The following is a 9,541-nucleotide window of genomic DNA, read 5'->3' as shown; positions in this document are numbered from 1 at the left end:
TCACTTAATTGTATCAAATTTTATTAATACTATTGTTGATAAGACATGTTTTCACTCGCTTATGCAAGCAAAAAAAGAAGACACATGAAAATATGTCTCCTCTAATTCCCGCCACTATTCCCTTACTTTGCGTAAGAACCTTCTTGCAGGAATTAGTGGCGATTATTCTTTTTTCCAATAGTAATTCCAACTATTATAGCTGAAAGTACTAAACCAATAATACTAATTACTAAATCTAAAATTTCATAATTAGTCATTTTGGGTACCTCCTTATCGTTAAGATTTGGAGGTCAGACCTCCATATCAAGGCGACATGGAGCAAATTAACCGCCTACCGTTTCGAGTCAGGCCACAACTTTAGTAAATAATAGTAACAATGCAGAGGTCAATATCAAAACAATCATATTAAACATAAATGATAGAAGTTATAATAAGTGCATGTGTTAGGTAAGATTTTAAATAGAAAAGGCTATAAGATAACATGTGTTAACTATAGCCTTTATTTTTTTAATTACATTATTTTAAAAGTCCACTTTCCTTTAAAAGAATTTCTACATCTGTACCTTTAATAGCTTTTAATACATTCTTTAATAAAATCTTCTCCTTAAGGTCTAATGGAAGCTCATCGATACTTTTTTTATCAACAGAGTAGTAGCAAGCCCTTAATAATTCTCTTACATCGTATTTAGAACCCCAAACTTCAGGAACACCTCTATCGACATTTAAGAGAGTATATACTGCTTCCATACCTGTTCTAATAGAGTACTCAGTTGTAAAGATTGTATCTCTAGGAGTTTCTGCAAACTGACCAATAAAGGCAAAGTTTACAGCATTATCAACAACTACTTTTGGTCTATCACTTTCCTTTCTTGGCTGGAAGAAAGCATTGATATATGGCATATAGCAAGTTGTTGTATTACAAGCATTTTCAGCCTTATCCTTAATCTTATCCTTTTCCATACCAATGTGGTATAGCCACTCCTCACAGACCTCTTTACCACTACACTCTCTCATTGGCTTTTTGATCCAATTACCTTCTTTATTTGTGTTTAATGAGTAAAGCCAAATTAAAACAGTATCTTTATCTTGGCACTTAAATTGTGGTTGGCGATTTATTGTCCATGATAGATACCAATTATCAGTACTGTCTTTTACAGTAACGATACCTCCAGTTGTTACCTTTCCCTCTCTTGGATCACGCTTACAGATAGAGATGATTTTATCGATTATCTCTTGGTCACTAGTTGCAACTGTAGCACTCATCCAGTTAGTTGCATCGGTATCAGAACAGAAGGCATATGGATTTCCATACTCACCATTAGTTGCCTGGTCTGCAATATTAATCCACATATTCCATGATTCACCTTGACCATTTTTTACCTTTGATAAATCAGGGGCATGGTCTTGATCACCATAACAAGAGGTATCAGTACAACAACCATTTGTGATAAATACTAAATCATCTTCACAAAGGTCTATTGAATTCTCAACACCATCTTTTTCATAGATAATCTTCTTAGCAACTCTTTTTCCATTTTCTTTTTTAATAATTACATTTTTTACATCAAAACCATATTCAATCTTAACGCCACCCTCTTCAAGATACTTTACAAGTGGGAGAATCATAGATTCAAATTGGTTATACTTTGTGAATCTAAGAGCTGTGAAGTCAGGAAGTCCATCGATATGGTGTACATATCTACATAGATATCTCTTCATCTCAAGTGCTGATGCCCATGGCTGGAAAGCAAACATTGTTTGCCAGTAGAGCCAGAAATTAGTTTTGAAAAAAGATTCAGGAAGTACTTCATTAATCTTTTTATCCTCTAAATCCTTTTCTGGTGTGATAAAAAGCTTAGAAAGCGCTAATGCAGAAGCTTTATCAAGCTTAAACATCTTATCTGTATGGGCATCCTCACCACAATTAACTGTTGCTCTACAAAGTGAGTAGTTAGGATCTTTTTTATTTAAGTAGTAGTATTCATCAAGTACACTTTGACCCTGATGCTCAATTGAAGGAACACTACGATAAAGGTCCCACATACATTCAAAGTGGTTATCCATCTCTCTACCACCTCTCATGTAAAAGCCCTTAGTAACATCCTTTCTACCATCACAGCTACCACCTGCTAATTCAAGCTTTTCAAGCACATGAATGTGCTCACCCTTCATCTGACCATCTCTTAAGAGATAGAATGCTGCAGATAGTCCTGCAAGTCCTGTTCCAATAATATATGCAGACTTTCTATCAACTCCCTCTGGTTTCTCTGGTCTTGCATATGCTTCATAATTACCTGCTGAATAATACATCTTTAATCCTCCATAACTTATTTATGGCTTAAAGATATCTTTATAAAATAAAGAAATGTATAAGCAGTTTTTTAGCTTTGTCACATAAAATGACATGATCCTTATTTTGGAGTTTTTTACGACAAAATACTAATTATGTATAATTTAATAGGAAGCGTTTGTTAACGCTTTTTCCATTGTCCCATGGATAATGGAATCGAGTTTATTAACTATTTCCACTGGCTCCATATCCATACCTTTATCTATCCAATCTAGGACTAAACCAACTAAAGAGTATTTAAAGAAGTTTGCAACAAAGAACTTATCTTCATCTCTAACTCTTAACTTTAGCTCTTTAATCTTCTCTTCAACCACATTAGTTAATAGCTCTAATGTAATACTATAAAGGTAGTCAGTGATATACTCTCTTGGTGCATGATGGTAGATATTAAGAATGAATACTTTATCCTTCTTAATTGTTTCAAAGCAAGCTAAATACCCCTTTTGCCAGGTATCATAGGTTTTATTTCCCTTAACTAATTTTTCAGCGTCAGAAATTAATATCCAACGAACAAGATCAATAATATCTTGAAAGTGGTAATAAAAGGTTTGCCTATTTATTCCACACTTATCAGCGATATCTTGTATCGTGATCTTATTTAAAGCCTTTTCCTGAACAAGTTCTTTTAAAGCATATGCGATTGCTATCTTTGTAGTATTGCTGCTCATAAATAATTAATTAACACCAAGAGGTAATCAATTCAAGTATTAATTATTGCCTATAGCTAGACTCAATTAACATCTTATCAAAAAGCTCTCTCGCCTTATCCCTTGAAAGACTCATTAATGGATCAGATAAAAATGCACTAAATAACAATTCATTATCATTATTCCAAATGGCTTCTAAAGTAAGCTCTTGTACATCTGATACTCTTCTTATCATATTTTGTACAGCTAGAGGTGGCTCTTTAGATACTATTGGTCTAATTGAATCTTGACTAATAAAACCATTAGACTCAACTATTCTTCCCTTAGGGAGGAATGATATTTGACCTTCATTTGGTCTATTAATATTTGTATAAAGAGTTCGGTCCCCCATCAATGAGCGCATGATATCAACACCTTCTTCATCTGAAAGAGTAGCGATAAGTTCATCATCGTTGTAAGTCTTAGCTTTCTTTCTCTTATCCTCTTCACATCTCCACTTATATGGAGTTCTAACAACACCATATTTATTGAGGTTTTCATCTGAATTTAAGAAGAATGGAACAAACTCCGCAAGGTGTCTATCGCCAGCTGCACCAAGAGCACCGAAATCACGAAGAAGTGATAAAGCAATAAGGTGGTCACAGTCAAACCATTTTTCTTCCTTAATTCTCTTTAATGCAACCTCAGTTAAATCTTTATATGTATTGCTATCATTTGCCAGTTCTATTAAACGAGGCATTAAATCTATCCCATTCCAGGTTGCACCAGTAACCCAAGTAAAGTGGTTAACACCTGTGATATCAAGCTTTATCTCTCTTCTATCAGGAGTTGGGACATTAAACCATTTAGAGACTAACTCTGCAATAAATGTTTCAGTATGGAAAACTTCATGACAACAACCTAAAGCTTTAATATTTGGAAAAGCTTTATATAAAGCTGCAGTACAAAGTGTCATAGGGTTTGTATAGTTAATTACCCATGCATTAGGACATACCTTTTCAATTGCTTTTGCAAAGTTAAAGAACATTGGAAGAGCTCTTCTAGCTCTCATTATTCCACCAGGACCTGTTGTATCACCAACACTTTGGTAAATACCATACTCTTCTGGAAGAACTAAGTCCCCTCTTCTACATTCAATATTACCTGGTTCAATAGAGATAATTACTAAATCAACGCCCTCTAAAGCTTTTTCTAAATTATCTTCTGCAATAAACTTAAATCTATTTTCACAGCCATTAACGCGAAATGTTTGATAGCCAACTGCTACATTATTCTCTGCTGACTTATGATCAATGTCATGTAAAACAACAGTTCCATGTGTCATCTTATTATAGGCAAGATCTTTAAAAAACTGTATTGCCCAGAGTCTACTACCTCCACCGATAATACAAATACGAGTTTCCTTCATATAATCCTCCATGAAATAATAGTACTTCATTTTTACTTTAAGTTGAAAAATAAATAATTGAAATTTAGTATTTCTTTATGATTATTGATTCTCATGCTCATATATTTTCAACACTATCAGGATTTGGTGCTGATGGTGAATTAAAACCTCTACATAATGGTAAGGCTATTTGGTCTACAGGGGAAGTAATACAGCTTCTACCAAATGAATATGAAGAAACTTCTTTTCCTGTTGAAGAGCTGCTGAAGATAATGGATCAAAACAAAATCGATAAAGCCGTATTACTCCAAGGAGGATTCTTAGGCTTTAATAATATTGAAGTAAGTGAAGCTGTAAAAAAGTATCCAGCTAGATTAACAGGTGCATTAACTGTTAATCCTTTTTGTAGGAATTTAGATAAAATATTAAATCACTTACTAACTCTTGGTTTAAATGCTTTTAAATTTGAAGTCTCTACAGGATGTGGGCTAATGGGATCAAATGGTACATTTAACTTAGCTGGTGAATTAATGTACTCAATTTATAAAAAGCTTTATGGAAAAATAAAAACTATTTCCTTTGATCTTGGCTCACCTGGAGATGAAAGTCATCAAGTAGAAGCTCTTAGAAAGATTAGCTTAGATTTTCCAAACTTTAATATAGTTGTTTGCCATCTATCATCTCCAAGAAGAGAGCAAGATGAAAACATTAAAAGAGAATTAAATCTTCTTTGTAGAGAAAATATTTATTTTGATACTGCTGCCCTATTTTGGAAAACGCGTCCAGAAAATTACCCTTTTCCTTATGCAAGAAAATATCTTAATTATGCCAAAGATATTGTAGGAGCAGAGCATTTAATGTGGGGTTCTGATATGCCATCAACACTATGTAATGCTTCAATTAAAGAACAACTAGAATATGCTTCTGATGTTTTTAATGATGAGGAAAAAGAATGGTATTACTATAAATGTGCAGATAAGGTTTATTTCTAATTCCTTTCTATATACTACATTTATTATTTAGTTTTATATGTTTAGTTCTTTAAGCTGTAATAGTTGGAATTACTATTGGAAAAAGAATAATCGCCACTAGTTCTTACTTTCAATTTTTACTAGTAGCGATTTTGCAAAAATAAAACTTGGAGCGAACACCGTCTATTGACAGGCCACTTCTTATCTTTATAATAGCCTCTCATTCTTCTTAACGTCAACAATTGAAATATTATCAAACACAATACTTACTTTGGGTAATGGAAATAAATTCTTACCTAACGTCCTCTTTGCTTATAATTTCTATCATTTACGTTTAATTTTGTAGTATTAATATTGACCTATGCATTGTTACCACTATTTACTTAAGTTGTGGCCTAGCTCGAATGCGGTAGGCGGTTAATTTGCTCCATGTCGCCCTGATATGGAGGTCTTACCTCCAAATCTTAATGGTAAGGAGGTATCCAAAATGACTAGTTATGAATTTTTAGATTTAGTAATTAGTATTATTGGTTTAGTTCTTTCAGCTGTAATAGTTGGAATTACTATTGGGAAAAAGAATAATCGCCACTAGTTCTAAGTCCAAATTTTACTAGTAGCGATTCAGCTTAATTAAAATCTTGGAGTGAACACCGTCTATCGACAGGCCACTTCTTACCTTTATAATAACCTCTCATTCTTTTAAGCGTCAATAAATATGGAGGTTTTCCAAATATTTATTGTTTTTTCAAGGTCCTTTAATCCATCTACGTATAGAGATGTAAGGATTTCCTTAACACTTCTAATTTCTTTAATTAAGCCCGCACTTTGCCCTGCCATTAAACTTCCGTTTTCAACGTCTCCATCGATAACAGCTTTCTTTAAGCTTCCTAATGTGAGCATTTCAAGCTCTTCAATGGATACTCCTTGCTTTTCTAAAATGAGGTAATTGCGAGCCATTTTATTCTTTAAAACTCTAACAGGAGCTCCTACACTTCTGCCTGTGACTGTTGTATCACTATCCTTTGCTTTTATTAGTGCCATTTTATAGTTTTCATGGATTGGACACTCCTTAGATGCAAGTAAAACAGTACCAACCTGAACACCACATGAACCAAGAGAGAGGGCTGCTGCCAGTTGACGAGAATCGGCAATTCCACCTGCAGCTATTACCGGAATATCTACAACATCTATTACTTGAGGAATGAGTGACATTGTAGTCATTTCTCCTACATGACCACCTGATTCAGTTCCTTCAGCAATGATACCATCCACACCTAGTGGAGCAAGTCTCTTTGCTAAAAGAGTACTTGCAACTACAGGAAATACTTTAATACCAGCATCCTTCCACATTTTTATATAAGTAGCAGGGCTACCTGCTCCGGTTGTAACAACAGGAACTTTTTCTTCAACTATTATTTTTGCCATTTCAGGCACACATGGGTTCATTAACATTAAATTAACGCCGAAAGGTTTATCTGTTAGGCTACGACAAATTCTGATTTCTCTTCTTAAATCTTCAGCCTCTTTAATTCCACCAGCAGCAATAATCCCCAAAGCCCCTGCATTTGAACAAGCAGCTGCAAATTCACCATTTGCAATATTTGCCATACCACCTTGGATGATAGGTAGTTCAATATTTAGTATTTCTTGTAGTCTTTTCATTTTTTACCCTTAACTATGATCTTTTTACAATTAAAATATTGAATACTTTACGCTCTTAGTACAGAATAAGTCGACTTAAAATTGTAGAAGGATATTATGAGTTTAACAACTATTATTATATTAACACTCCTATTTGCGCTAGCAGGCTTCATTGATTCTATTGCAGGAGGTGGTGGATTAGTATCATTAACCTCACTTTATGCCGCAGGGCTTCCTCCAATAAATGCAGTTAGTACAAATAAATTTTCAATGACCTTTGGAACAGTATTTGCAACAATTAACTATGCAAGAGAGAAAAAGATTATTTGGAAGCTTTGCTTTACTAGTATTCCATTTGCTTTAGTGGGCTCCTCAATTGGAGCACAACTAGCTCTTCGTTATGCAGATACATTCCTTCGATATATGCTATTAATTGTTCTTCCGGTTTTGACAGTTTTAACACTAAAAAAGAAGGAAGAAAAAAAGGGAAGATTAATATCTAATAACTTTGATATCACAGCAATGGCATACATTATTTCAGCTATTGCATCATTTGTAATTGGACTATATGATGGCTTCTTTGGTCCTGGAACAGGTACCTTCTACACTATTTTATTTTCATTTATGGGACTTCCATTAATATTTAGTGCAGGAACCACAAAGGTCCTTAACTTAACTTCAAATATTGCAGCCTTTGTTACATTTATTATTAATGGAACAATCTTCTTTAATGTTGGCCTTCCATGTGCAATTGCATCAATTATTGGTAATATCCTTGGCTCAAACTACGCAATTAAAAAGGAAGGTAAAGCAATAAAGAAACTTCTAGTAATTGTCATTGCCCTTTTATATATCAAGATAGTTAGTGAGCTTATTTTCTAACATTTACAATACTTTGTTGAGTTCTCAAGTTTAATTTTCAATAGTACAATGGACTTTGGAGGAACATTTTATGCCAGAGATGAGCACAAAGTACACGCCAAAACATGCAAGTGATAAAAATCCTAATCCAAAGCTATTAAAGTTTTTGAGAAAGGTAACTGACAGAGCTGCTGGTAAACTTAAGGGGATTACCCCTCAAGACCCAGAATATTGGGGCTTTGCATGTATCTTCGAAGATGAACTTGATAAAGAGATGAGTGATAACGCACTTGATCTTCTTCTCGATATGAAGGTAAGGAAAAAGTATCCATATAGCCAAATGATGGCTAAATGTAAAAAGATTGGAATGGAAGATGATAAAGCATTTAAAATGCTTGAAAAACTTTCATTCTTCGGGATGCTTGAATATGACTATGGCGATAAATATACAAAGGATGGCCCTATAGCTGGCACAACCTATAATGTAGAAGACAGAAATTATTGGATTCCTCTCTTCGTTCCAGGTTCAGCGGAATACACAAACATGAATACAAAGCTCATGGATAAGCACCCTGAGCTTGCTATGTTCTTTGAAAGAATGACATTCCTACCTCTTGCAGGAATTACGCAAATGGTTCCTCCTGGAGGTGGTGGTATTGGTATGCATGTTATCCCAGTTGAAAAAGCTATTGAGATGGAAAACACTACAATGGATATCGAGCACATCTCTTATTGGCTAAAAAAGTATGAAGGACATATTGGTGCATCTATTTGTTCATGTCGCTATGGTAGAAAGAAGCTTGATGAAGGCTGTGCTGATGACTATGAGGATTGGTGTATCGGTGTAGGTGATATGGCTGACTACTGCCGTGAAACTGGTAGAGGTAGGGATATTACCTATGATGAGGCAATGGCGATTTTAAAAAGAGCTGAGGATAATGGCTTTGTACACCAGGTTACTAACATCGATGGTGAAAATAAAATCTTTGCTATCTGTAACTGTAATGTAAAGATTTGTAATGCTTTAAGAACATCTCAGCTTTTTAACACTCCTAATATGTCTGCCTCAGCATATAGAGCTCATGTTAATAAGGATAACTGTGTTGCTTGTGGCCAGTGTGTTGAGTATTGTCCTGCTGGAGCTCTTAAGCTTGGTCAAAAGCTCTGTAAAAAGGATGGAAGTGAAGTAAAATATCCTAAGATTGCTCTTCCTGATAGCAAGAAGTGGCCAAAGGAAATGTGGGATGAAGATTACAGGGATAACAATAGAATTAACTGCCATGAAACAGGTACAGCACCTTGTAAGACCGCATGTCCTGCTCATATCGCAGTACAAGGTTATTTAAAGAAGGCTGCTAAGGGTGAATATAAAGAAGCGCTTGCTTTAATTAAAAAAGAAAACCCATTCCCTGCTGTATGTGGAAGAGTTTGTAATAAGCGCTGTGAGGATGCATGTACTAGAGGTACTATTGATAGAGCTGTATCAATTGACGAAGTTAAAAAGTTTATTGCTGAGCAAGATTTAAATGCTGAGCATAGATATGTACCTGAAATAGTTGTTGCATCAAATAAGGGACGTTGGAAGGAAAAGATTGCAATTATTGGTGCAGGTCCTGCAGGTCTTTCTTGTGCCTTCTACCTTGCTCAGATGGGGTATTATCCTACTGTATTTGAAAAGGAAGAA

General features: G+C 34.7%; 7 protein-coding genes. 3 read left to right on the top strand and 4 right to left on the bottom strand.

Going from position 1 to position 9,541, the window contains the following annotated elements; translation table 11 throughout:
• Nucleotides 1–516: 516 nt before the first annotated feature.
• The 3 genes from SOY52_RS06595 to SOY52_RS06585 all read right to left on the bottom strand — a co-directional run bounded on the left by SOY52_RS06595 (nt 517) and on the right by SOY52_RS06585 (nt 4,405).
• Nucleotides 517–2,310: an oleate hydratase gene (locus SOY52_RS06595; protein ID WP_320848170.1), complete on the bottom strand. Its 1,794-nt coding sequence runs from the start codon at nt 2,308–2,310 to the stop codon at nt 517–519.
• A 144-nt stretch (nt 2,311–2,454) separates the two neighbouring features.
• A complete protein-coding gene (locus SOY52_RS06590; RefSeq protein WP_276985535.1) occupies nt 2,455–3,018 on the bottom strand; it encodes a TetR/AcrR family transcriptional regulator in 564 nt (187 codons plus the stop codon).
• A 43-nt stretch (nt 3,019–3,061) separates the two neighbouring features.
• Complete coding sequence (locus SOY52_RS06585; RefSeq protein ID WP_276985538.1) at nt 3,062–4,405, bottom strand: alpha-galactosidase; 1,344 nt, start codon at nt 4,403–4,405, stop codon at nt 3,062–3,064.
• Nucleotides 4,406–4,482: 77 nt separating this feature from the next.
• Here SOY52_RS06585 and SOY52_RS06580 point away from each other — a divergent pair, with 77 nt between their 5' ends.
• Nucleotides 4,483–5,376 (top strand): amidohydrolase family protein, encoded by an 894-nt coding sequence (locus SOY52_RS06580; protein ID WP_320848169.1) that lies wholly within the window; start codon nt 4,483–4,485, stop codon nt 5,374–5,376.
• A gap of 678 nt (nt 5,377–6,054) precedes the next feature.
• Here SOY52_RS06580 and SOY52_RS06575 read toward each other — a convergent pair.
• Nucleotides 6,055–7,017: a nitronate monooxygenase gene (locus SOY52_RS06575; RefSeq protein WP_320848168.1), complete on the bottom strand. Its 963-nt coding sequence runs from the start codon at nt 7,015–7,017 to the stop codon at nt 6,055–6,057.
• A 96-nt stretch (nt 7,018–7,113) separates the two neighbouring features.
• Here SOY52_RS06575 and SOY52_RS06570 point away from each other — a divergent pair, with 96 nt between their 5' ends.
• Both SOY52_RS06570 and SOY52_RS06565 read left to right on the top strand, forming a co-directional pair.
• The gene (locus SOY52_RS06570) at nt 7,114–7,878 is read left to right on the top strand and encodes a TSUP family transporter (RefSeq protein WP_320848167.1); all 765 of its coding nucleotides are present in this window, start codon (nt 7,114–7,116) and stop codon (nt 7,876–7,878) included.
• 70 nt (nt 7,879–7,948) lie between these two features.
• Nucleotides 7,949–9,541 (top strand): 4Fe-4S binding protein (locus SOY52_RS06565; protein ID WP_320848166.1); only part of this gene is annotated, 1,593 nt, incomplete at its 3' end.

It is taken from the genome of Bullifex sp., assembly GCF_034103065.1.
In the GTDB taxonomy this organism is placed as follows: domain Bacteria; phylum Spirochaetota; class Spirochaetia; order Sphaerochaetales; family Sphaerochaetaceae; genus Bullifex.
The sequence above is the reverse complement of the archived record's forward strand: the minus strand, read 5'-3'. Positions and strand labels throughout refer to the sequence as shown.

Coding starts and splice junctions, on each gene's coding strand:
- SOY52_RS06575 (WP_320848168.1), bottom strand. CDS start 7,017: ATGAAAAGACTACAAGAAATACTAAATATTGAACTACCTATCATCCAA.
- SOY52_RS06570 (WP_320848167.1), top strand. CDS start 7,114: ATGAGTTTAACAACTATTATTATATTAACACTCCTATTTGCGCTAGCA.
- SOY52_RS06595 (WP_320848170.1), bottom strand. CDS start 2,310: ATGTATTATTCAGCAGGTAATTATGAAGCATATGCAAGACCAGAGAAA.
- SOY52_RS06590 (WP_276985535.1), bottom strand. CDS start 3,018: ATGAGCAGCAATACTACAAAGATAGCAATCGCATATGCTTTAAAAGAA.
- SOY52_RS06580 (WP_320848169.1), top strand. CDS start 4,483: ATGATTATTGATTCTCATGCTCATATATTTTCAACACTATCAGGATTT.
- SOY52_RS06585 (WP_276985538.1), bottom strand. CDS start 4,405: ATGAAGGAAACTCGTATTTGTATTATCGGTGGAGGTAGTAGACTCTGG.